This is a genomic window from Fulvivirga ligni, assembly GCF_021389935.1.
GTDB lineage: Bacteria > Bacteroidota > Bacteroidia > Cytophagales > Cyclobacteriaceae > Fulvivirga > Fulvivirga ligni.
Window position 1 is genome coordinate 1,467,531 of the sequence record NZ_CP089979.1, and the last position, 24,696, is coordinate 1,492,226.

The 24,696-nt window shown below is 38.8% G+C and carries 19 protein-coding genes; 13 read left to right on the forward strand and 6 right to left on the reverse strand.

Going from position 1 to position 24,696, the window contains the following annotated elements:
* Positions 1–90: 90 nt before the first annotated feature.
* Together LVD16_RS06555 and LVD16_RS06560 are read right to left on the reverse strand one after the other, a co-directional pair.
* Complete coding sequence (locus tag LVD16_RS06555) at positions 91–795, reverse strand: LytR/AlgR family response regulator transcription factor (RefSeq protein ID WP_233773121.1); 705 nt, start codon at positions 793–795, stop codon at positions 91–93.
* Positions 785–1,894 (reverse strand): sensor histidine kinase, encoded by a 1,110-nt coding sequence (locus LVD16_RS06560; protein ID WP_233773122.1) that lies wholly within the window; start codon positions 1,892–1,894, stop codon positions 785–787. Before LVD16_RS06560 ends, LVD16_RS06555 begins: the two co-directional genes overlap by 11 nt.
* A gap of 213 nt (positions 1,895–2,107) precedes the next feature.
* On the opposite strand from LVD16_RS06560, the gene LVD16_RS06565 reads away from it, so the two are divergent.
* From LVD16_RS06565 to LVD16_RS06610, 10 genes are all read left to right on the forward strand, one after another.
* Positions 2,108–5,161, forward strand: a complete 3,054-nt coding sequence (locus LVD16_RS06565; protein ID WP_233773123.1) for a SusC/RagA family TonB-linked outer membrane protein — start codon at positions 2,108–2,110, stop codon at positions 5,159–5,161.
* Positions 5,162–5,178: 17 nt separating this feature from the next.
* The gene (locus tag LVD16_RS06570; protein ID WP_233773124.1) at positions 5,179–6,732 is read left to right on the forward strand and encodes a SusD/RagB family nutrient-binding outer membrane lipoprotein; all 1,554 of its coding nucleotides are present in this window, start codon (positions 5,179–5,181) and stop codon (positions 6,730–6,732) included.
* Between the two features lie 108 nt (positions 6,733–6,840).
* Positions 6,841–7,812 carry an ROK family protein gene (locus tag LVD16_RS06575; RefSeq protein WP_233773125.1) on the forward strand — a complete coding sequence of 324 codons (972 nt, stop codon included), beginning with the start codon at positions 6,841–6,843 and terminating at the stop codon, positions 7,810–7,812.
* A gap of 37 nt (positions 7,813–7,849) precedes the next feature.
* Entirely contained in the window at positions 7,850–9,799 is a 1,950-nt protein-coding gene (gene nagB / locus LVD16_RS06580) for a glucosamine-6-phosphate deaminase (protein ID WP_233773126.1), read from the forward strand.
* Positions 9,800–9,809: 10 nt separating this feature from the next.
* Positions 9,810–12,515 (forward strand): family 20 glycosylhydrolase, encoded by a 2,706-nt coding sequence (locus LVD16_RS06585; RefSeq protein ID WP_233773127.1) that lies wholly within the window; start codon positions 9,810–9,812, stop codon positions 12,513–12,515.
* A complete protein-coding gene (locus tag LVD16_RS06590; RefSeq protein ID WP_233773128.1) occupies positions 12,508–13,587 on the forward strand; it encodes an acyltransferase family protein in 1,080 nt (359 codons plus the stop codon). The genes LVD16_RS06585 and LVD16_RS06590 overlap by 8 nt, the downstream gene beginning before the upstream one ends.
* Before the next feature lie 14 nt (positions 13,588–13,601).
* The gene (locus LVD16_RS06595) at positions 13,602–15,383 is read left to right on the forward strand and encodes a sodium:solute symporter family protein (RefSeq protein ID WP_233773129.1); all 1,782 of its coding nucleotides are present in this window, start codon (positions 13,602–13,604) and stop codon (positions 15,381–15,383) included.
* A gap of 139 nt (positions 15,384–15,522) precedes the next feature.
* Positions 15,523–16,128 (forward strand): hypothetical protein, encoded by a 606-nt coding sequence (locus LVD16_RS06600; RefSeq protein ID WP_233773130.1) that lies wholly within the window; start codon positions 15,523–15,525, stop codon positions 16,126–16,128.
* A 224-nt stretch (positions 16,129–16,352) separates the two neighbouring features.
* Entirely contained in the window at positions 16,353–16,655 is a 303-nt protein-coding gene (locus LVD16_RS06605; protein ID WP_233773131.1) for a hypothetical protein, read from the forward strand.
* Between the two features lie 781 nt (positions 16,656–17,436).
* A complete protein-coding gene (locus LVD16_RS06610; RefSeq protein ID WP_233773132.1) occupies positions 17,437–18,075 on the forward strand; it encodes a porin family protein in 639 nt (212 codons plus the stop codon).
* A 63-nt stretch (positions 18,076–18,138) separates the two neighbouring features.
* Here LVD16_RS06610 and LVD16_RS06615 read toward each other — a convergent pair whose 3' ends face one another.
* The 3 genes from LVD16_RS06615 to LVD16_RS06625 all read right to left on the reverse strand — a co-directional run bounded on the left by LVD16_RS06615 (position 18,139) and on the right by LVD16_RS06625 (position 20,795).
* Positions 18,139–18,594, reverse strand: coding sequence for a bactofilin family protein (locus LVD16_RS06615; protein ID WP_233773133.1), 456 nt, complete (start codon positions 18,592–18,594; stop codon positions 18,139–18,141).
* Positions 18,595–18,709: 115 nt separating this feature from the next.
* On the reverse strand, positions 18,710–19,957 hold the full coding sequence (locus tag LVD16_RS06620; protein ID WP_233773134.1) for a cation:proton antiporter: 1,248 nt from the start codon (positions 19,955–19,957) through the stop codon (positions 18,710–18,712).
* On the reverse strand, positions 19,950–20,795 hold the full coding sequence (locus LVD16_RS06625; protein WP_233773135.1) for a universal stress protein: 846 nt from the start codon (positions 20,793–20,795) through the stop codon (positions 19,950–19,952). Before LVD16_RS06625 ends, LVD16_RS06620 begins: the two co-directional genes overlap by 8 nt.
* A 384-nt stretch (positions 20,796–21,179) precedes the next feature.
* On the opposite strand from LVD16_RS06625, the gene LVD16_RS06630 reads away from it, so the two are divergent.
* A complete protein-coding gene (locus tag LVD16_RS06630; protein WP_233773136.1) occupies positions 21,180–21,536 on the forward strand; it encodes a rhodanese-like domain-containing protein in 357 nt (118 codons plus the stop codon).
* A 351-nt stretch (positions 21,537–21,887) separates the two neighbouring features.
* Here LVD16_RS06630 and LVD16_RS06635 read toward each other — a convergent pair whose 3' ends face one another.
* Positions 21,888–23,381 carry a sodium:solute symporter gene (locus tag LVD16_RS06635; RefSeq protein WP_233773137.1) on the reverse strand — a complete coding sequence of 498 codons (1,494 nt, stop codon included), beginning with the start codon at positions 23,379–23,381 and terminating at the stop codon, positions 21,888–21,890.
* A gap of 74 nt (positions 23,382–23,455) precedes the next feature.
* Between LVD16_RS06635 and LVD16_RS06640 the strand changes: the two genes are divergently transcribed.
* Together LVD16_RS06640 and recR are read left to right on the forward strand one after the other, a co-directional pair.
* A complete protein-coding gene (locus LVD16_RS06640) occupies positions 23,456–23,731 on the forward strand; it encodes an ATP-dependent Clp protease adaptor ClpS (protein WP_233773138.1) in 276 nt (91 codons plus the stop codon).
* Positions 23,732–24,072: 341 nt separating this feature from the next.
* Entirely contained in the window at positions 24,073–24,687 is a 615-nt protein-coding gene (gene recR / locus LVD16_RS06645; protein WP_233773139.1) for a recombination mediator RecR, read from the forward strand.
* Positions 24,688–24,696: the final 9 nt, after the last annotated feature.

The following is a 24,696-nucleotide window of genomic DNA, read 5'->3' on the forward strand; positions in this document are numbered from 1 at the left end:
ACGAAAAGTTGTCTAGTAAATTGAATTGAATTTTTTTGCAGTTAAGATTGGAAAAAGTTATATAAAACTCAATTTATTTATAATTGACAGCTATATTTTATCTGCACCGATACGTTTTTTAATTTTCTTCTGGTAGTTTCTTCCTATAGGCAACGACTTGCCTTCTATTTCAATATTATTTCCTTCTAGTGATTTTATTTTATCTATGGCTACCGTGTATGAGCGGTGTATCCTTAAAAACATCTCTTCAGGCAGTAATTTGGTAATACTCCGTAGGTTATGATGCGTAATAAGACTTTCCAAAGGAGTAACCACACGTACATAGTCTTTCAGACTTTCTATGTATAGGATGTCCTGAAGTAGAATTTTTACAATTTTCTTATCTACTTTGATGAATATATGATCATTACTTTCTTGTGCAGTACTACCTGATATGAGTTTAAAATGATCTAAAATCTTATCGGCACTTTTCATGAATCTCTGCAATGATATTGGTTTTACCAGGTAATCCACCACATCTAACTCGAAGCTCTCTACCGCGTATTCTCTGTAGGCAGTGGTTATTACTGTTAAAGGCTTTTTATCCAGTCCCTTGATGAACTCTATGCCACTCATTTCTGGCATATTGATATCAAGGAACATAACATCTACAGATTCCTTTTTAATAAATTGAAACGCTTCCATGGCATCGTTACAAGTACCAATGATCTCAAAGTCGGAAAAATTTTTCAAGTGATTGATGATCACATTTCTCCCGAGAGGTTCGTCATCCACAATCAGGCACTTAATTTTCATCCAGGATAAGTTTTAGTGATATTCTGTACTGATCTTCATCATCCTTTATGCTAAGGTTGAAATCTCGATCATATAATAATTCTAATCTTCTAATAGTATTTTGAATGCCTATTCCGGAGTTACTATTGATGGCTTTGGCCCCGGTGAAATTTTTCTTTTTAGAATTCCTCACCGTAAAGTAAAGTGTGTTCTGCTTTATTTCAAGTCCTATAAGAATTGGTTTTTTTCCATTTTTATAATCCGACCCATGTTTAAAAGCATTTTCAATAAAAGGCATGAGGATAAGTGGAGGTATGGCTTTGTTCTGAATATCTCCAGAAATGTTTACCTCAGCAATGTGTTTATTGCCATATCTTAACCGCTCCAGGTCTATATAATTGTGTATATGCGATACTTCATCTGGTAATGACACCTGCTTATTTTTTCCTTTATATATAACATAGCTCATTAGCTCTGAAAGTTTCAATACAGTTTCTGGTGCTTTGTCTGATTTATCTAGCGTTAGAGAATATAAGTTATTCAGGGTGTTAAAGAAGAAGTGTGGCTGCACCTGTGATCTAAGAAAAGATAATTCAGTTTCATGGTTTCTTCGCTCTAGCTCTCTTGCTCTTTTTTGAGCGCTTACCCAGTCGATGATCAGTTTCATGGCCATGGTAAGACCAATGACATATAGTTCGCCAATAGCTACAGCTATGATATAGTTAAGGCCAAACATGGCCTGGTCTTTTACTACTGACTCCCGCCAGATTTCTGTAGTAACTAAATTGTAAGTAAGAACAATCCGTATCAGTGACATGGCTATGAGTGCCACGAATAACATCATGAGGTACTTAGTAAGGCGAGACGGAATGTATCTGGGGAGGAGATAATAAAGATTAAAGTAAACCAGTACCAGATGTATTGGAAACTCTACCAAGTTAGAACGTAGAGAATAGCCATAATCATCAAAATAGTTTCCCCATCTAAAGATGTTGAAAACAAAATAGCCTATCCAGAATAGAGAGTGATAAACGACCGGCTTCTTGAGTAGAGTAATTATTTTTTCTTTCAAACCAGCACTAATATAGTGATCTCTCAATATGATTGAAAATGATTCCATAAATAAGAAAGTGGCTTTGTAATAACTAAACATAGTGAAAAAAAGCTATTGAAAAGATGGTGTCAGAAGCTATATAAACCGCTTATTTTCAGGCAATCGATTGAATAATGCCAAACAGCTACAAATTTTAACCATTTAGCTAATAAGGTTTATTTATTTTCCTTTTTACGCTTTTCATTATCAAATTGGGATTCCTAATCAACCTTATTATCTATGAAAAATCTTTTACTAACTGGTCTATTTATGGCGTTGCTGATACCTGGCGCCTGGGCCCAATTTCAGGTATCAGGAAAAGTTACTGACCCTCTAGAGAACGCACCGATCCCCGGTGTGAACATAGTGGTGGAAGGCTCCAGCGTGGGCACCACTACCGACATGCAGGGTAACTACAGTTTGCAAGTACCTAATGAAAATGCCGTTTTAGTTTTCTCCTTTATTGGTTACACTACTAAGGAGGTAACGGTAGGCAATCAAACCACTATCAACATAGAGCTCTCTCAAGATGTGACCGAGCTTGGTGAGGTAGTAGTGACAGCGTTGGGTATTGAGAGGGAGGAAGGAAGTCTTACCTATGCTACGCAACAAATAGATGCAGAGGAGCTAACTACCGTTAAGGAACAGAATTTAGTTAATAGTCTTGCCGGTAAAACGGCAGGTATTAGTATTACTAGAACTGCAGGTGGTGTTGGTTCGTCTTCAAGGGTCCTATTAAGGGGGAATAAATCTATTAATGGCCCTAATGAACCATTATATGTTATTGACGGTGTCCCAATGAATAGTGGAGATTTAGGTACCGCTACTGATTTGTTCGGAACTGTTGATAATGGAGATGCAATTGGAAACTTAAACCCAGATGATATTGAGAGCATTAACGTTCTTAAAGGTGCATCAGCTGCGGCACTTTATGGAAGTCAGGCAGCAAATGGTGTTATATTAATTACTACCAAAAAAGGGAAAGAAGGATCGAGTCAAGTTTCTTTTTCCTCATCTATCACCTTTGAATCGCCTTTACTTACTCCAGATTTGCAAAGTAAATACGGACAGGATGCTCCTGGAGCTTCATTGAGTACCTGGGGTAGCGCAAATAATACGGCTAGTGAAGATCATGTTGATGAATTCTTTAGAACTGGTTCTACTTTTATCAATAGCTTGTCTCTTTCAAGTGGAAATGACTTGGGACAATATTACATTTCTTATGCAAGAACGGATGCAAAGGGTATCGTTCCTGAAAACAACATGGAAAAAAACAACTTTATGGTGAGGTTGTCTGGTAAGGTATTCGACAAGGTTACCGTAGACGGAAGTGCTAATTTTATCAATCAGAAAATCAAGAATACTCCTTTACCTGGTTTTTATCATAACCCTGTTTTGGCTACTTATATGTATCCTGAATCTTTCGAAGCATTTAAGGATTATAAATCAAATTACGAGGTGTTCGATCCGGCCAGGAATTTGAACGCTCAAAATTATCCTTACAAGGATAATAACTATATTTTTACGGCAGAAAACCCATATTGGATTGTAAACAGACAGCCAAATGATAGCTGGAGAAATAGAGGAATTTATAAGTTAGGAATAACAGTTCCTGTAGCCAGTAATCTAAAAGTAATGGGGCGGGTTAACCTTGATAGAATTGAGGACCAGTTTGAACAACGTTTATATGCAACATCATCAGCAATCAACGTAAATACTGGTGGGGATTATCAGACAAGAAGTCAAACATCATCCTTTTTATATTCTGATTTATTGTTGACTTACAATAAGTATTTTGGTGATAATTTGTCTTTGAATGCCACTGCTGGATTTAGTAATTATTACACCACTGTAGAGAGTATGTTACTTAGGTCTACTGGTGATAATACCGTAGGAATAATTGTTCCAAACTATTTTGCGATACAAAACTTACAGTCAGGATTTTATAAAGAAGAAACAGCCACTGAAGAGCTATTGCAAGCTGCATTTGCCACAGCTTCTTTAGGAATCAAAGATATGGTTTTTGTTGATTTCACTTTGAGAAATGAGTGGTCGTCGACACTGCCGTCAGATAATAATTCATTCCTTTATCCTTCGGGAGGTTTAACCTTTATTTTATCCGAACTTATAGGACAATCAGATGCTTTAAGTTTTGCTAAAATACGTGGATCTTACAGTGAGGTTGGTAATGATTTACCATTCGGTTATGCATTTGCGCAGCCTAGAACAATTAATGGAAATGGACAAATTCAATCTCCAACCACAGCTCCTTTGGGAGAGCTTAGCCCTGAGAGATCTAAATCTTTCGAATTAGGTACAAATTTGAAATTCTTAAATAATAAAATTGGTCTGGATATTACTTATTACAATAATAAGATTGAAGATCAAATATTTACAATTCCGGCAGCAGTAGGTGATGCTTATGAAAATTATTATATCAATGGCGGTGCTGTTAGAAACAGTGGAATTGAAGCTATGCTAAGTGCTGATGTGGCTACTAGTGGAGCACTTACTTACTCTACTATTTTTAACTTCTCTAAGAATAATAATGAAGTGCTTTCAATAGATCCGCGTCTAGAAAATTCTTCATTTATCGTAACTAAGTTTGTAGATGGACGAATGATGGAGATACGTGTAGAAGAAGGTGGATCATATGGTGATTTCTACGGTATTGATTTTTTAAGAGATTCAAATGGAAACATAGAAGTGTTGGAAGAAACAGATCCTAATACAGGAGAAGTAACCCGTTCTATTCAGACTACCCCAAGTAATGAATTAGTTTATTTAGGAAACCCTAATCCAGACTGGCAGCTTGGATGGCAAAATACTTTCCATTATAAAAATTTCACATTCAAATTTTTAATTGATGGTAAATTTGGCGGAGAAGTTCTTTCTCAAACTGAGTCAATTCTCGATTCATATGGTAGATCTCAGGCCAGTGCTGATGCCAGAGACGCAGAAGTGGTAAATATAGGTGGTCAATCTTTTGATCCTCAGTTCTATTATACTTCAGTGGGAGGAATTGCAGGTGTAGGAAGCCAGTATGTTTATGATGCAACCAATGTTAGACTAAGAGAATTATCTTTAGGATATACATTGCCTGCTGGTTTCTTAGGGAAAGCTGTTAAAAGCATGACTTTGTCAGCAATAGGTAGAAACCTTTTCTTCTTCAAAAATGATGCACCATTTGATCCGGAAGTTTCAGCAGGTTCAAGTAATGTGCTTCAAGGTATGCACACATTCTTTGTGCCGTCTACCAGATCTTATGGCTTTAGTCTTAAAGCTACATTTTAATCATTAAAAATATTGATATGAAAAAGCAGACTAAATATACATTAATCACATTGATGATGGTTGCTATTCTATTCGGCTGTAATGACGTAATGGAAGATATGCAAACTAGTGATAAGGCTCTGAATGAAGAACTGCTTAAGGCAGATGCATTAAATGTAAAATCTTTCATTCCAAGCTTATCAACAAACGTTAATAACATTACAACATCCTGGCAGTATCAGGTAGAGCAAAATCTAAATGCTGATCATTTTAGTGGTTATATGATGAGTGCTAATCCGTTTGGCTTACCTGGAACCAATGCCCATTACAATATTAATGATGGCTGGAATGGGTGGATTTACACAGTGGCTTCTACTAACCTCACTCAAATGGTGGCATTAAAGAGAGAGGCATTACCTGAATATTCAGATTATTATTCTTACGGTTTATTGTTGAAAATACTTTCGGCTTTACCAATGGTAGATGCTTTTGGAGCCTTTCCTTATAAAGATTTTGGAACGGGAACAGATGTGCAGTGGGATAACCTGGAAACTATTTACGATGAAATGTTTTCAGAGCTAGATTTCGCCATTGATACATTAAGTTCTTATGTGGGTACAGAAAGAGCTAATAGAATCAGTAATGATGTTTCTTCTTATAGTGGTGATTACATTAAATTTATAAAACTGGCTAACACGCTTAAGTTAAGGCTGGCTATGCGTATTTCTGATGTTGCTCCTAGCAAGGCGCAAACTTTGGCTGAGGAGGTAATTGCTGATGAGTATGGGACTTTAACGGCTGATGACGGCGAATTTTCAATAGTGACATCATACAACCATCCTTTGTGGCAGTTGGCTGCTTGGGGTGATATTCAAATGGGAGCTGATGTTGAGTCTATACTAGGTGGATATCAAGATCCTAGGCTAGGTGAATTTTTCAGTGCTGCGGCAGATGAAGAAGTTGCAGGTGAGTACAAAGGAATAAGACAGGGTGCACCTCCAATACAAGGGGCGTATGTAGGTTTTTCAAAACCTAATTTTGCTCAAACCGCACCGATGGTATTAGTGACAGCAGCAGAAGCCTATTTTCTGAAAGCTGAGGCAGCCCTATATGGCTGGAACATGGGTGGGACAGCTCAGGAATTTTATGAAGAAGGTATTAAAACATCATTTGCACAATATGGTCTTGAAGATGCGGATGATTACATTAAGAGCCACCTGACTCCTAAAAGCTATACTGATCCTAAAAATGCTTCTAACGCATTTGCAGCTATGACAACCGTAACCCCATCTTGGGAGGATGCTACTGCTGATGAGGAACGCTTAGAGAAGATTATTACTCAAAAGTGGATTGCCATATTCCCTGATGGCGCAGAGGCTTGGGCTGAATTTAGACGAACTGGATACCCTAAGTTAAAGCCAATACCTGCCAGTCAGAATGCTAACATTCCAACAGGGCAGTTTATAAAGAAATTACCTGTTCCATCTAATGTTACCAGTGTGTCTCCTACTAGATATCAAGAGGCTAAAGATAATTTCTTCGGAGGAAATGATAATGCAGGTACGTCAGTCTGGTGGGACGTAGAAAATTAATCAATCAACCAAAACAATCAACTTAAACTATTCCCCTGTATAAAGAGCCTTGCCGGTTAATCTGTTAAGGTGTTAGCTGGCAGGCTCTTTAACTAAACTTTATCTCTTATGCTTGTAGCGGTAGGTATAGATGTAGGCGGTACTAATACTAAGCTTGGCCTGGTTACTAAGGGTGGTAAAATCATAAATAAAACCAGATTTAGAACCCGCGAGCTTACCAGTGCGGAGAGTTTTGCTAATCATCTTATTCTTAATATCAGAGCGTTGCTGGAAACCAGCGCGCAAGAGTTGCAGCTGGTAGGTATTGGCATAGGGGCTCCTATGGCTAATATTCATACAGGGCTTATAGCAGGAGCCGCTAACTTACAGTGGTCCTTCCCGGCAGATATTAGAAAGCCTCTTTCCGATCATTTTGCAGTACCTGTGAAAATCACTAATGATGCTAATCTGGCCGCTATAGGAGAAAAAGTATATGGAAATGCCATTACCATGGAGAATTTCCTTTCTGTAACCATTGGTACCGGGCTTGGTTGTGGTGTTTTTACATCCGGGCAGTTGCAACATGGTGAAAGTGATCTTGCAGGGGAGCTAGGCCATACATCCGTAAAAAAGCGTGGTAGACAGTGCTCTTGTGGTAAGAGAGGGTGTTTAGAAACTTATGTTTCAGCCCGCGGCGTTATTACTACAGCATATAAAACTTTAGGGGAGTATAAAGGAGAAACAAGGCTGAGATCAATTGCTCAGCATGATTTTAATCCGGCCATTATTGATCAACTGGCAAGAGAGGGAGATGGCGCGGCTATTAAAATAATAGCCAAAACTGCTGATACACTGGGTTTTAAGTTGGCAGATGTGGTGGCCATGTATAATCCCGAGGCCATATTCATTACAGGAGGCGTTGCTAATAGCCACCTTCTTATCGAGAAGACCTTAGAATCTATTAAGAAATACATTTATAAAACTTACAGCCACCCCATACAGGTGCTACCATCAGCTTTGAAAGATGATGAGATAGCAGTGCTTGGTGGTGCTGCCATAATTTGGAGTGCATTGCGCCAGGAAGAAGCGGTGTTATCCTGATTGAACAGATAAAAAACGCAAAAAATATAAATAGGAAATGAAAACTTTGACAGCTTCACGAAGTATTGACCATCAACCGAGTGGTACTACAGAGAAGACTAAATTCGAGAGAATACACTCAGAAGTGTTTGAAACATCAGCAGAGGCATCTTTTTCCGTAGCTCAGGAAATTGCACAGCTGATAAGAGGAAAGGCAGAGAATGGTGAGCCTTGTGTGCTCGGACTTGCTACGGGATCATCTCCTACTTCAGTGTATAATGAGCTGGTAAGAATGCACAAAGAGGAGGGTTTGAGCTTTCAGAATGTGGTTACGTTCAATCTGGATGAGTATTTTCCAATGGAGCCGGACGCACTTCAGAGTTATGTCCGTTTCATGAATGAATACTTGTTTGATCATGTAGACATCAAAAAAGAAAACATACACATACCTGATGGCACCTTGCCTTATGAGCTGGTAGATTCTTTCTGTAAAGATTATGAAAAGCTCATTAATGAATATGGAGGCTTAGATTTGCAGGTGCTGGGTATTGGTAGAACAGGACATATTGGTTTTAACGAGCCAGGTTCTCATATCAACTCCAAAACCAGAATGATCAGCCTTGACCACATTACTCGTGTGGATGCTGCCAGTGATTTCTTCGGTCAGGAAAATGTGCCTAGAAGAGCCATTACCATGGGTGTTGGTACTATCATGAAGGCGAAAAGGATTATCCTTATGGCCTGGGGTGAAGGTAAGGCGAAGATTATTCAACGTACTGTTGAGGGTGAAATGTCAGATTCTGTTCCGGCGACTTACCTTCAAAATCATCCTAATACCACAGTGGTTTTAGACGAGGCTGCTTCTGCAGAATTGGTGAGAATAAAAACACCTTGGTTGGTGCAGACTTGCAAATGGGATAATTACTTAATAAAAAAGGCAGTTATTTGGCTTTCACAGAAGCTTGATAAGCCCGTGCTTAAGCTTACCGACAGAGACTATAATGACCACGGTATGAGTGACCTTGTAACCGAGCATGGTCCTGCTTATAATATTAATATTCAGATATTTAACGAGCTTCAGCATACCATTACCGGCTGGCCGGGTGGTAAGCCCAATGCTGATGATACACACAGGCCAGAAAGAGCTGAGCCGGCTAAGAAAAGAGTAATCATTTTCAGCCCTCATCCAGATGATGATGTGATCTCTATGGGAGGTACATTTATCAGGCTGGTAGATCAGGGACACGATGTTCATGTAGCTTATCAAACTTCAGGTAATATTGCTGTGTTTGATCAGGACGTGATCAGATTTGCCGACTTCTTTCAGGAGTTTAATGCAGAGTATAATGAAGGTGGTAAAGATGGAAAAGCTCTTTACGATGAAATTGTTGAAAGCATAAAGAGTAAAAAGCCAGGCGATATTGATAGTCCTAAAGTTCAAGCTATAAAAGGCTTGATAAGAAGGGGTGAGGCGAAAGCTGGCTGTAGATATGTAGGGCTTACAGATGATAAAGCACACTTTTTAGATATGCCTTTTTATGAAACTGGGTTGGTTAAAAAGAAGCCAATCGGTGAAGAGGATGTGCAAATTATTGTCGATCTTATAAAAGAAATTAAGCCTCATCAGATTTATGCAGCTGGAGATCTTTCAGACCCTCACGGAACACACCGCGTTTGTCTGGATGCTATCTTTAGAGCGGTAGATCGATTAAAAGATGAAGATTACATGAAAGACTGCTGGGTGTGGTTGTACAGAGGAGCGTGGCAGGAATGGGATGTAAACGATATTGAAATGGCAGTACCTGTGAGCCCTGAAGAGCTGAGTAGAAAGAGGCAAGCTATATTCAAGCACCAGTCTCAAAAAGATACAGCACTCTTCCCAGGTGCGGATCCAAGAGAGTTCTGGAAGCGTGCCGAAGATCGCAATCATGACACAGCCACGCTTTATGATCAACTAGGGTTGCCAGAGTATGAGGCAATAGAAGGATTTAAAAGATATCATTTTTAAGAAAGATTCAATGAGATATAAGAGAATAGTAGGGTGGGCCTTGGGCCTGATAATGATAGGTAGTGCCTATGTGGGGTATGCTGGTGGAGGAGAGGAAGGTCTTAACCTAATGCCATACCCTAAAGAAGTGAAGTTGCATGAGGGTAAATATTATTTGAATGAAAATTTTAATGTTTCAATAGGTGAAAATGCATCAGACCGTCTGTCTGATGCTGCCACCAGATTTCTCCGTCGTTTGGATGCCAAGACCGGGCTTTTCTTTTTGCAAAACCTGGTAAAGCCGGCAGCAAGTGAAGCCGTCTTGAATGTGAAGACTGAACAGATGGGAGAAATTAAATTATATGAAAACGAGTCTTATCAGCTGGAAGTTAAGGCTGATGGTGTTATGCTTGCCGCTACAACGGATTTGGGAGCTATGCACGGACTTGAGACTTTGCTGCAGTTGGTAATGGCCGACGAAAAGGGATATTACTTGCCTTTAGTGGCTATTGCTGACGAACCGCGCTTTCCGTGGAGAGGCCTTATGATTGATGTGTCCAGACATTTTCACCCTATAGATGTCATCAAAAGAAATATCGATGGATTGGCAGCAGTAAAAATGAATGTGCTCCATTTGCATTTATGTGATGATCAGGGTTTTAGAGTGGAAAGTAAAGTCTATCCTCAGCTGATGGAAAAGGCCTCTGATGGTAAATACTTCACACAGGTGGAGATTAAAGAAGTAGTAAATTATGCTGCAAGTCGTGGTATAAGAGTGGTGCCTGAGTTTGATTTTCCTGGGCACGCCACTAGCTTTTTGACGGCTTTTCCGGAGCTGGCAAGTGCGCCTGGTCCATATACCATAGAAAGACATTCGGGCATATTTGACCCTACGGTAGATCCTACCAATGAGAAAACTTATGAGGTACTAGACAAGCTATTCACTGAAATGGCCAGTCTTTTTCCTGATGAATACTTCCATATTGGAGGAGATGAAAACGAAGGAAAACATTGGGATGCCAATGCTGATATTCAGGCATTTATGAAGAAAAACGGTATAGCTAATAACCACGAGCTACAAACCTATTTTAACAATCGCATTCTTAAAACCTTAAAAGCCTCTGGTAAGAAAATGATGGGCTGGGATGAAATTCTTCATGAAGGTATTCCAACTTCAGCTCTTATTCAATCATGGAGAGGACATGAGGGGTTAGCTGAAGCTGCTAAAAAGGGGTATAAAACCATACTTTCTAATGGTTACTATATTGATTTAATGCATCATGGAGCTAAGCATTATCTGAATGATCCTTTGCCGGAAGGTCATGGACTTACAGCAGAGCAACAGAAAAATGTGCTGGGAGGTGAAGCTACGCAGTGGAGTGAGCTAACTACATCATTAACAATTGATTCACGAATCTGGCCAAGAACAGCAGCTATTGCTGAGAGGCTTTGGTCTCCAGGCAATATCAATGATGTGCAAAGCATGTACAAGCGTATGGAGGTGATAAGCAGAGAACTTGAAGGAGTGGGATTAACGCATATCAGAAATAGAGATGTGATTTTGAGAAATCTTTGTAACTCTTATGATGTGCAGGCTCTTAAGACATTGGCCAATGTGGCTGAGCCTATGAAAGGTTACACCAGAAATACCAATGGTACTTTGTACGCCACCTATTCGCCTTACACACTATTCGCCGATGTGTGTATTACTGATGCTCCAGACGCCTTGCAGTTCAAGTATCTAGTAGATGAGTATTTGGCTGATGAAAATGAGCAGTCGTTAGAAAAGATCAAAAAATGGTTAACAAAATGGGAGCAAAACGAGGCAGAACTAAAGCCTGTTATTGATGCTAATCCTGTGTTGAAATCCATCGAGCCTATGTCTAAGAACTTGGCGACCATATCGTCATTAGCACTTGAGGCACTTTCAGGTATTGAGGGCGACGCTAGAACTCAGATAGACTGGTTCAATAATACCCTTTCTACGTTAAATGATAGTCGAGAGCAAAGCGGGCGAACCAGACTTGAAGTAGTAGATCCTATCGAACGAATCATCAAGTTTAAAACTGCCATTATTGGTGCTGATAAAACCGGTAGCATTAAAGTAGACGGTAGCCTTGGTGAATGGGCTACGGCAGAATGGTATGCCTTCAAGCCATTTAACTATCCTTACTGGAATTACTTGAGCGACTCATGTTATTTCTCAGTAAAATGGGATGATCAGAATCTATATGTGGCCATGAAAGTGAAGAATAGAAATCTTCAGGCTTTGGCAAAGAAAAGAGATCAAAAAGGTTTGCATATGGATGATGGTATAGAAGTGCTTATAGATGCTAATTATGATCAATCCACCACCTGGCAGGATGATGATTATGCCTATCACATTAATATTCTAAATGCAATATTAGATGATAGAGGCATGAAAAAAGGCGAATACAATAGCGCCTGGAATGGTAAATTGAAGTCTGCTGTAGCATTGAATGGCACCTTAAATAACTCTAAAGACAAAGATCAGGGTTATCAGGTAGAGCTGGCCATCAGCTGGAAAGAACTCAACGTGAAGCCGGAGCATAATAAAGCTCTGGGGATTGATTTCGCAGTAAATGATCGAAATGATAAAACCTCAGAATATCAGTATTATGATTTTATGAATCTCACTATGTTTCATAATTCAAAAGGTTTTGCCAAATTGGTTCTTTTAGCAGACGACAACAAATCACAAACCTCTATTGAGTAAACAAGACAGGCTACTTTCCTTAGATATTTTCAGGGGAATCACTATGGTGGGAATGATAATCGTAAATGATCCGGGATCATGGAGCTATATTTATGCGCCTTTGGAACATGCCGAGTGGCACGGCTGTACTCCTACAGACCTGGTTTTTCCTTTTTTCCTATTTATAGTGGGGGTAGCAATTTGTTTGTCTTTACAAAAAGCCAGATATGAAACTGCCCATCATAGCGGCAGAATATGGCATATCGCTAAGCGTAGCATGATATTATTTGCCATAGGATTATTCCTCAATACCTTTCCTGTTTTTGACATCGCGAACATCCGAATACCAGGGGTGCTGCAAAGAATAGCTATTGCTTTTCTGGCTTGTGCTGTTCTATTCCTAAAAACGAATTGGAAGACTCAGGTAAGTATTGGTGTGGGTGTATTGGTTGTTTATTGGTTGATTATGAGTGTTTTGCCTCTGCCTCATGGTCAGGTTTTAGAGCCTGGAAATAACCTGGCAGCTTTTGTAGATTCTAAAATACTCACTGGCCACATGTGGTCAGCTACTAAGACCTGGGACCCGGAAGGTCTATTAAGCACATTCCCAGCCATAGTCACGGGAATGATAGGAATGCTGGCAGGGCAGTGGCTTCAATCAGATAGGGATCCTTATGAGAAAGTGGTGGGATTCTTTGTGGTGGGCAATATTCTCATGGTGCTAGGCCTTTTTTGGGATATGAGTTTTCCCATTAATAAAGCTTTATGGACCAGCTCCTATGTAATTTACACAGGTGGTATTGCACTTAACTTATTAGCTATATTATTTTGGCTGTTGGATATTAAAAAATGGAGAGGCAGTTTTTGGCAGCCGTTCCAGGCTTTTGGTATGAACGCTATTTTCGCCTACATACTTGCAGGAATCATGGCATTTGTAATAGGAAGTACCATTCAGCAACCAATATTTAATACTTTAAAAGATCTGACGGGAGATGCTTATTTAAGCTCATTAATGTTTGCACTAATGTTCACTGCGCTCATGTTTATCCCTGTCTGGATCATGTATAAAAAGAAAATTTTCCTCAAAGTTTAAAAACTTTTACCTTAATGATACTCGAAACAATCGACTGGCTTTCTGTAATCGCTTTCTTTATTATCTCACTCTTTATTGGTCTTCTTGTAGCCAGACAGGCAGGATCCAGTGTGTCAGAATATTTTCTTTCAGGAAGAGACATGCCGTGGTGGCTTTTAGGTGTTTCCATGGTAGCCACTACCTTTTCGGCAGATACTCCAAATTTGGTCACAGATATTGTTCGTCAGAATGGTGTTTCTGGTAACTGGGAATGGTGGGCTTTCCTACTCACTGGTATGCTTACCGTATTCGTGTACTCCAAGCTTTGGAGGCGCTCAGAAGTACTTACCGATCTCGAATTTTATGAGATGCGTTACAGTGGTAAAACAGCGGCCTTTCTTCGTGGCTTCAGGGCTTTATACCTGGGTGTATTCTTCAACATAATGATTATGGCCACCGTATGTCTGGCGGCCATTAAAATAGGCGGTGTCTTACTGGATTTATCGCCAGTTCAAACCTTGTTGATAGCTTCTGTAGTTACGGTGATTTACAGTTCTTTAGGAGGTTTAAAAGGAGTTTTAATAACTGACTTTGTACAGTTTGTTATAGCCATGGCAGGTTCCGTGTGGGCGGCTTATGTTATTGTAAACTTACCTGAGGTGGGTGGTATAGAGGCTTTGCTTTCTCATGAGGAAGTAGCCACAAAACTGGATATATTACCAGATTTCACCAAAACAGAAACGCTGGTGCCATTATTCATTATACCATTGGCCGTACAGTGGTGGAGTGTTTGGTATCCGGGCGCTGAGCCAGGTGGTGGAGGCTACATCGCACAGAGAATGCTCTCAGCTAAGGATGAGAAAAATGCCATTGGTGCAACCTTATTTTTCAATGTAGCACATTATGCTTTAAGACCATGGCCATGGATTTTAATTGCCTTAGCCTCTATTGTGGTTTTTCCTAATTTAGAATCTATTCAGGCGGCATTCCCTAATGTAGCTCCAGGCATAATTAAAAACGATTTGGCTTACCCTGCTATGCTTACCTACCTTCCACATGGTTTGTTAGGAATAGTAATCGCTTCATTGATAGCGGCATTTATGTCTACCATTTCAACCCATCTTAACTGGGGGTCCAGCTATGTGGTAAATGACTTTTATAAACGATTCGTAAACCCTGAAAGCTCTGACAAAACACTGGTAAACGTGGGTAGAATATCTACCGTCATACTTATGGTATTCTCAGCTATTCTAGCGCTTTATTTAGAAAATGCTATTCAGGCATTTAGAATATTGCTAACCATTGGGGCAGGAACAGGTCTCATCTTTATATTAAGATGGTTCTGGTGGAGGATCAATGCCTTTACAGAGCTATCAGGCATGTTTATATCCTTCTTTATCGCCATCTACTTTGAATTTATTCATGAAAGCCTTGGCTTCACTGCGCTAGAAGGTTGGGAAAAACTGCTCATAGGTGTCATTGTTACCACAGTGGTTTGGCTCATAGTTACTTTTACTACCCGTAAGACCGATATGGACCAACTTATTCAGTTCTATATCAAAGTGCGTCCTGCTGGGCCGGGATGGTCAAAAGTGAAAGAAGCTGCTAAAGACAGAGGCGTGGATATGCCAGAAGTAAAGCATGCACTAAGTGCAGAGATATTAAGTGTCTTCATAGGAACTGTGGCTGTTTTCGCTGCATTATTTGCCACCGGATACATCATCTATGGTCGCACAGGTCTGGCATCTATCCTTATATGTGTTTCCGCCGCCTGCTTCGGTTATTTAATTTATATGTGGAAGAGGTTATCGAGTTAATTGAATTATAATGTTTTATAGTTAAAGCCCGTGTTTTTTAGCATGGGCTTTTTTATTTATGTATGGAGAAAAGTTGGATAGTTAATAATTGATGGAGTAAGTACCTGATAATGAGAGGTATGTGTATATTGGATTTAACATGAAAAGATTTCTTTTTTGTTTTCAAATATTTACCATATCCATTTTGGGTGCCTGTGATTCAAATTTTGATCAATGTTCCCATGATTTGAAATACTTAAGTGGTGGTAATAAGCCGGTGATAGCCATAACCGGTAAAGATAATTCAGTAAAAGACAGCTGTCAGTATTTAATTGATTTTAACTACTGGTTTAAAGATAATGCCGTCTCCAGAAAGGGTAGCTTATTAATTCATAATGATGCTTTTTATGTTAGGCTGAAAGAAAGTCAGAGTGGCTTCGTTAGGTATTTCGACTTCACCAAAAAAGCTCATGATGCATACGAAGTGGAAATGCTGGTTGACGGTAAGAAGTATGTCATTAAAATTATCGTTGAGGAGGTGGTTGTGAAAAATAACCAGCAATACCATGTTTTTAGGTTTATAGACTCATTTGAATTTAAAAACAATAGGACAGATACTATAATTATTGCTTCTCTCAACAAAGGCATATTAGGATCTTATTTTACCTATAATAGAAATGGTGTTAATATCATGCTAATGCCAGAGGGAGAGCTTTTAGATGATATGATAGATTATTCTAATGTTGAGAAAAGGAATTTGAATTGATGTTTTTTAATCAAAATAAATAATGTAAAACGGATGCGTTAGCGCTACGCTCAAACGCATCCTAACGGGGGTGTGAAATAGAGGAAAACAGAAATGAGAAGAATAATATTTTATATTTTAGTACTACTTGTAACAATGATATTTTCCTGTTCAAGCTTACAACACTCAATGAAAAAAGAGAATAATTTTTCTGTCATTTTTGGGGATTGTTTAATCAGGATGATGTGAGTGTTACTATAAATGGGGTACAGCTTTTAGAAAATGTTGTATTTAACTCTGGATTTTCTACAGGAAGTGTCCCCAATACATACATTATTTATGAAAATGGCAAACTAAAAACAAGGCAAGATCAAAATGTAAATGAAATTGAGTTGTCAATTGGCAATCAATTGACACTTGAGTTAAAGGTAAGTGACAAGGATAACTTATTTAATCTCTCGCTTTCAAAAGGAAGAATAATAATAGTTGATGCTTGTCAATCAAAGTTGAGTGTTACCCAGCATAGAAAGACAGTTACATTTGAATAAATGAGTGTGTCTTGTGTTATATAATGGAAAATATTTCCCAGCATCGAGTTGGGGCTTTTAATGACTTTGGATAATCTGAGCAACTTCAATCTGAATGAGTAGCGACACTCGTTACCGCGCGTTTAACGTAAGCGTAACCGTCCCGCCATGCTGAGCATGGTGGTTTAGTAAAGCAGATCTGTAATCATAAGCTTTGCTGTTGAGTTAGCAGTGAAATGAAATAATATCACCAAGAATAAATTCAATTTTCGCGACGGCATAATAAGCCTCTAGATTCTGCGAAGAGACTCATCACTATCTTTATATCTCAGCAATCAACTATGCTGTCCATTTGTTTAATGATCTGAAACGGCACCACCATGCTGGGCATGGTGCGAACGGGGCACAAAAAAAAGCGCCTGTTACCAGAGCGCTTTCTTTTACTTAACTAATCAACCTAAACCCTAATCTTAAATATCTTTATATCTGTTTTATCAGATTTTAGCTCTTTTTGAAATCATTTTTCTGAATGATTATAGATCAAAGGTATAACATGTTATGGTCTGAAACTTCAGGGGAAATGTGTAATTTACAAGTTAAGGGATACCCCTAGGTTATGTGATAAGCCACTAAGTAGATCAGCTTAGAAAACTGTAGGAAAATGTATTTCGATCTACAACTTTGAGTAAACTCTTACTCAATAATTCTAGTCCCAGGTGTAGTAATCCTTGAAAATCAGCGATAATTGATGATTTGGCATAGTTGTTTCATGTGATCTCATAAATCAAATGAAATAATAACTATGAAAAAATTGAAGGTTAAGCTAGGAGTTGTGGCTGTGTTGTTAATGTTAGTGGGCGTGAAGCAGGCAAGCGCTCAGGAGGCCAGATCAGGGATTAAAGGAGGTTTAAACCTTAGTAATTTATATGTAGATGATGTGGATGATGAAAACGTAAGAGGTGGATTTAATGCTGGTATCTACACACAAATCATGGTAGGAGAAACTTTCGCAATCCAGCCAGAATTGCTTTACTCTGCTAAAGGTGCAAAAACCGAATATGACAATACATTCGGTAATGGTGAAACTGATTTTAATCTAAACTATATTGAAGCACCAATCTTAGCTACTTTTAAGTTAGGTGATGCTGCAGATATTCACATAGGTCCTTATTTCGGATACTTAGTAAGTGCAAAATCTAAAAGTACTAATGATACCGTATTTGGAGGTATCGATTCTGAAGGTGAATTGGACAGAGATAACTTTAACAAGTTTGACTATGGTTTAGCCGGTGGTATTGGATTTAACTTTTCAGCCCTTACTATAGGTTTAAGATATAATTATGGATTAGCCGAAATAGCTAAGTCTGATAGAGCAGAAACTTTCTTAGGAGATTCTAAAAACTCAACCGCTCAGGTATATGCTGCTTTTAACTTGCAGTAATAACTAAAATATTGAGACCGCAAAAAGCCTTTTGATTAACTTCAAAAGGCTTTTTTTGTTTTATTAATTAGCTTTCGGTGAATTTACGGGAGTGCTGTTAGCTACTGGCTGTCCGTTGTCACTGCCAAACTCTACTTTCTTGGTGGCTTTCCCCATATTACATTTTCCATCAAACATAGCTCCTGACTCTACCACTAATTTGTTGGTGTTGATGTCGCCGTTGATTTTACAATTCGGTTTTAAAACCAATAAATCACTAACCTCTACTGATCCTTTGACTTCGCCTTCTATTTCGGCTACCTGAGAGTGGATATTTCCTTCTATCACTGCAGACTGCCCCACAGCTACCTTAGATTTAGATTTTACATCACCAATGATACGACCTTCTACACGCAGGTTTCCATAGGTTTCAATATTACCTCTAAATGTACTTCCCTGACCGATGATATTATTGGAGTTAGCATACTCCGCGGAGGCCTTGCCTTCGTTGCCTTTAGTTGGATTGTTTTTGTTGAACATGAGCGCTTTTTTTATCTAATCTATTCAATGGACCTATATGTTGCCAAACATACTCTTCTATTAGCACAAACATTAGCTTAAATACAAAATTATAAGACGATTGGTTTAAGTCTTTCTAATTTTTTGAAGAAACAAACTTAAGACAGTATTTCATTAAAGGTGCAGAGGCTACTATAGTTACTACTACCATTACCAGAATGGCTACTAACACTTCATCGGTAATTAGGCCAGCTTGCAGTGCAATGGCTCCGAGGATTACTTCTAAAGTGCCATGGGTGTTCATGCCGAAGCCTACTGCGTATGATTCGTATTTAGGAAGTCCGCCCATACGAGCGCCTAAAGTGGCACCCAAGACTTTAAAAATAAAGGCGAGTACAAGTAGTACCAGGATGATTTGCAGATTGAATGCTGCTATGAAGTTGATGCCTAAACCAATAGAAATGAAGAATAAAGGTGCGAATATATTATTGATAAACTGATGTATGATTTCTTTCGCTCTTTCAGAAAGATGCTTTGAATCTCCTAATGCAACACCAATAATAAAGGCGCCGAAGATACTGTGAATACCAATATATTCGGTAAAGGCTGCTCCTAAGAAACAGAAGGCTAATGATAATGATAACAAACCGCCAGGCCAGGCCAAACGTTTGTTGATCCAGGGTAATGCTTTGTTAATCAATCCTTTACCAATAGTTAGCATTAATACTGTAAATCCTATTGATATCCATATTGTCTTGGAAAGGCTTAGAGATTCTGAGTTTGTGCCCATCATATTTAATATAATGGTAAAAATGATCCATCCCACCAGATCTATTATCATGGCCGATGCGATGATAAGCATGCCCATTCTGGTCTTGAAAACTTCAAGGTCCATAAGTACTCTGGCCACTACCGGTAAGGCAGTAATAGACATTACAGTGCCTATAAACATAGCAAAGACCAGCCTTTTATCTTCATCTGCATAGTCAAAAAGCTCGGGGAAGAACCAGGTAACTATAAAACCTGCCACAAAAGGTATAACTAGTGATACTAAACTTACATAGAGCGCTTGTTTTCCCTGTTGCCAGACTATATGGAGATCTACCTCCAGCCCGGCTATGAATAGCAAGAGCACTACTGATACCTGAATAAATCCATCCAGCACCACTGCAGAGGCACCTGTGGAGGGGAAAAGCATCTCAAATATCTCAGGGGTAAAGTTTCCCAGAATGGTTGGTCCCAGAATAATTCCCGCCAATATTTCTCCTACCACAGCGGGTTGTTTAAACTTACGGGCAAGCTCTGCTAACAGTCTTCCTAAGCTAAGCATTACACATAGCTGTATGAGTAAGTTAATAACTTCGCTATGGTTCAGCTTATCCATTCTTTTTCTTTGGGTTTACAATTAAAAGATCGCACGGAAGATCAGCGAACACATACTCAAGATCATGTGGGAAAACCCGATCAAAGATTCCCATTTTCCTGTTAGGAGATCCTACTACCAATAAGTCTGCTCTGGTACGATTGCAGAAGTTGGCTAACTCAAAACCAGATTTACCTGAGATCACCTTTATATTTACTTTCAGACCGCTGATATCCATCTTTTTCAAAATGTTCTCAACGATAAGAATTTCCTCGTTCACTAAGTTTCTTCTTATTTCCGTTAGCTCCTCCTCTGTTTTTTCGCTACTCACGGACATGGCTAGCCCATATAATTTTATCTCTCGTACAATATGGAGCTGCTGAGAATGCTGTGTTTTTCCAATATATGTTCCTGCCTTAATCGCTTGTATCGAATAAGGGCTGTTCTCTGCATAAATTACCATTCTCTTGCTAGGGTTGCTTTCAAGCGAAGGCTCCGTAAGCATAAGTACAGAACAATCAGCTTTACGCAATATTTTTCTGGCAATGGAGCCAAGGTAATAGTTGATAAAATCCTCTTTTTTTAAAGCACCAGCTACTAAAAGATCAATGCGTTCCTTTTTACAAACTGCCAGAATTCTTTTGGCAGGGTCTCCCGCTTCCCAGATAACCTTCACATCTTCCGTGATGTCTGCTTGCTGCAGATTTTCCATCATAAAAGCATCCTCTTTATCAGTATGTGAGCCCACATGGATGATGATTAGCTCACTTTTGAAAAGCGCCTGAACCCTCTTTGCTTCCGCAAGCAGAGTTTGAAGTCTTGGAGAAAAAGCTATAGCGATGGCTATCTTATTGAACATAGTTGGTTATTGCAGATTCATTAAAAATAAGGATTTTAATTAAACTGTCTATCTAACGGACGGCTATCTCTTGATTTTATTTTATAAAAAATAACAATTGTATTTCATTACCGCATCTATGAAGATGAGCTTCTTCAGCTGGCAACCAGTTTTTTAGACCAAAATCTATAATACGAATACTATAATTAATTGATCGTTTTAAATAATCGTAAATGGCCTACCCGTCAATTGAGTCCCGATTTTGGAAAGTAATTCCTAATTCTGCTTTTAAATTTCTGTTCATATGTAAGAAAACGCTCAAAAATGTCGTTTTTAGATTGGCACAGTGTTAGGTTAATACCATGCAGTATTTAACTGACACAACTATTTATATTTAATTAAATTATGAAAGCGTATAGAAATTTAAATTCTAAGGAATTTTTGGAGTTGTTTAATACGACTCCTGATGCAGTGTTGTTGGATGTAAGAACGGAGAAAGAATTTAAAGCAGAATCATTCGCTGAGGCCTCAAATATTCCTTGTACTGAAACCGATAAGCTTTTGGCTCTAAATAAGGACAAAGCTTATTTTATTCATTGCAGGATGGGAGGAAGAAGTGCTATGGTGGCGTTCACTATGTCTCAAGCTGGTTTTCAAAATCTTTACAATCTAAACGAAGAGTTTAGTAAGCTTAAAACTGAAGCGAAAGGTTATAGTCTGTCTGCCGGAAAAGTTTCCGAAAACGAGACCAAAATTATGTAAAAACTTACATATATGACCTCTCAGAAGCATTTTTGCTTTTGGCACATAGGTTGTAATAAGGAAGATAGGTTTAGGTTGATTAAAAGGCTGTATGATTTTCGTTTTTAGTTGGTTTTAGTATGTACAGCTAATGGCCGCCCTCTGGTAAAGGGCGGCTTTTTTTATGTCTTTATATTATGATTAATTCAATCTTGAGATTCAAAATGAGATCAGATTCTCTTATTGGGATAGATTCTTTTCTGAAATGTGTCTTTAAACTTGTTTTTGGTACATTCTGCCTTTGGCACAAGCCTTGGATATAGTTATATCGTTAGGTTAAGGTTAAAGAAGCTGTAGTTGTTTTAGTTGGTTTTAGTAATTTACAGCGCTTAAGTCGCCCTTTTGGCTAGGGGCGACTTTTTTTATGAGCAATAATAACCCGATAAAGGTCAGAGCTCCATTCACGATCAAAATTTCAAATCCGAATTTATAGCCATTGAACCATGCTTCGGAATTTATATTAATAACATAAGATATTATCGGGCTTAAAAGGCATACTATTGGTACTCCTCCATCTTTTAATTTATAGTTTGTAAATAGCCCAAAAGCATAAAGCCCCAACAAAGGTCCGTAGGTATATCCTGCGGCTTTAAATACCAGACTGATTACGGCCTCATTGTTAATTTCATTGAAAATGATAATAACAATGTAGAGCAGTAGCGAGAATGAAACGTGTACAATCAATCTTGTTCTTTTTTGCTTTTTCTGTACTTCCAGTGTTTCTTCTCTTTGTTTGAAATTTAAAAAGTCTACGCAAAAAGAAGTGGTAAGTGCAGTAAGTGCAGAGTCAGCACTGCTATATGCGGCAGCAATGATTCCGAGTAAGAACATGGCTCCGGCAAACTGGCTAAAATGATCCAGTGCCAGCATAGGGAATAGATTATCTGTTTTAGCTGGTATGGCTATGCCATTATTGTTAGCATATAAATACAGAAGAGCCCCCATACAGAGGAAGAGTAAGTTTACAAAAACCAGAATCACAGAGAACCAGAGCATGTTCTTTTGAGCCTCTCCAATATTTTTACAAGTGAGATTCTTTTGCATCATATCCTGGTCTAAACCAGTCATTACTATGGCTATGAAGGCACCGGAGATAAATTGTTTGAAGAAATTGTTGCCACTTTTCCAATCCCAGAAAAACATTTTAGAATAATCACTCTCTTTAATCGTATTCACCAGTTGACCACCAGATATATCCAGATCTTTGGCTACCAAATAAATTACTACTATTACCGCTGTGATCATAAAAAGCGTTTGTAGTGTATCTGTCCATACAATGGTTTTGATGCCACTTCTAAACGTATAAATCCAGATAAGGGCGATTGTGACTAAGACCGTTACAGAAAAGTCAACACCCAAATCGTTGAAAACAGCAAATTGAAGTACACCGGCTACTAAAAAGAGCCTAAAGGCTGCGCCAACCGTTCTTGATAGGAGAAAATAAAAAGCCCCAGTTTTATATGACCAGAAGCCAAAACGCTGATCCAAATACTCATAAATGGATGTGAGATTCATACGATAATATAGAGGCATAAGTACTTTGCCAATAAATAAATAGCCGAGTAAGTAGCCAAATACTACCTGCATGTAGCCAAACTGGGTGTCAGCTACCCAGCCGGGAATAGAGACGAAAGTTACTCCGGATAAAGAGGCTCCAATCATTCCAAATGCCACCAAATACCAGGGTGACTGGCGGTTAGCGGTGAAAAAGGTCTTGGAATCTGCATTTCTTCCGGTGAGAAATGAAATAAGAATTAATAAGGCGAAATACGCCGCAATTATCGATAAAACTAGATTTGGGCTCATAAAATGTGTTCTAATTCCGGCTAAAGTTGTAATTTTTTTTTTACTTTTGACAAGTAAACTCTAAAGCTCGCTTTATGGATTTTGGATATAAGGAAGAAGAATTAGTTGACGTTTTAGAAGATGTAGATGGCGTACGTGATCTCATGGTGTTTAATGATGATGTAAATACTTTTGATCATGTAATTGAAACACTCGTACGTGTTTGCCAGCATTCTACCACTCAGGCAGAGCAATGTGCCTACATAATTCACTATACAGGTAAGTGCTCTGTTAAAAAAGGAGCTTTCGCAAAACTGAAGCCTTTGAAAGAGGCCATTTGCGAAGTGGGTATAGATGCTCAGGTAGTTTAAGCTGATTTACATCTCTTTAGCTCTCCTTAAAGCCTTGAACTCTCAAGGTTATTGGAATTTTCTGGAAGAGAAAACTTTTCTTTACAGCGAAATAGGTCTGTTTTCATAAAACCGGTCTTGTCTTCGAGGGTCTCAGACTGACCTCAGGTGGCATTTACTTTAAAGAATAGTTAAGACCTACTTACCTAAGCTAGACCGATTACTCTAGCAAAGTCCTTCTGAGGTACTCGAAGGGTAGACCTTCTGCAAAACCTGGAGAAGCCTAAAACTCAAGTTTTAACCTAAATAAATCACGTTTTCTTATCGGCCGGAAGGTTCTAGTCATGTATCTTTGAGGTAATATGGAATATCCTTCAAAGTTGATAGAGCAGGCCGTGGAAGAGATTTCAAAACTTCCCGGTATTGGGAAGAAGACCGCCCTGCGGTTAGCACTTCATTTATTAAAGGAATCAGAAGATCAGACACTGGCACTTTCCGCTGCTTTGCAGGAAATGAGGCAGAATATAAAATACTGCAAGCATTGTTTTAATATTTCTGATGATGATGTCTGTAATATTTGTATCAGCCACAGAAGAGATAAATCTATTGTGTGCGTGGTGGAAGACACCAGAGATGTGATGGCCATTGAAAATACATCGCAGTTCACGGGGCTTTACCATGTCTTGGGCGGAGTGATCTCTCCCATAGAAGGAATAGGTCCATCAGACCTGAATATTGATGCGCTAGTGAATAGAGTGAGTGCATCGCAGGGTGAGATTAAAGAGATTATTTTTGCCCTTAGCTCTACCATGGAAGGTGATACCACCACCTTCTATCTTACCAAAAAATTGAAAGAATTTGACATTTCACTCAGCACCATCGCTAGAGGTATACCTATTGGTGGTGAACTTGAATATGCGGATGAAATTACTCTTGGTAGAAGTATTTTGAGTAGGACGGCTTATTCTAAGGAGTAAATTGTTAGG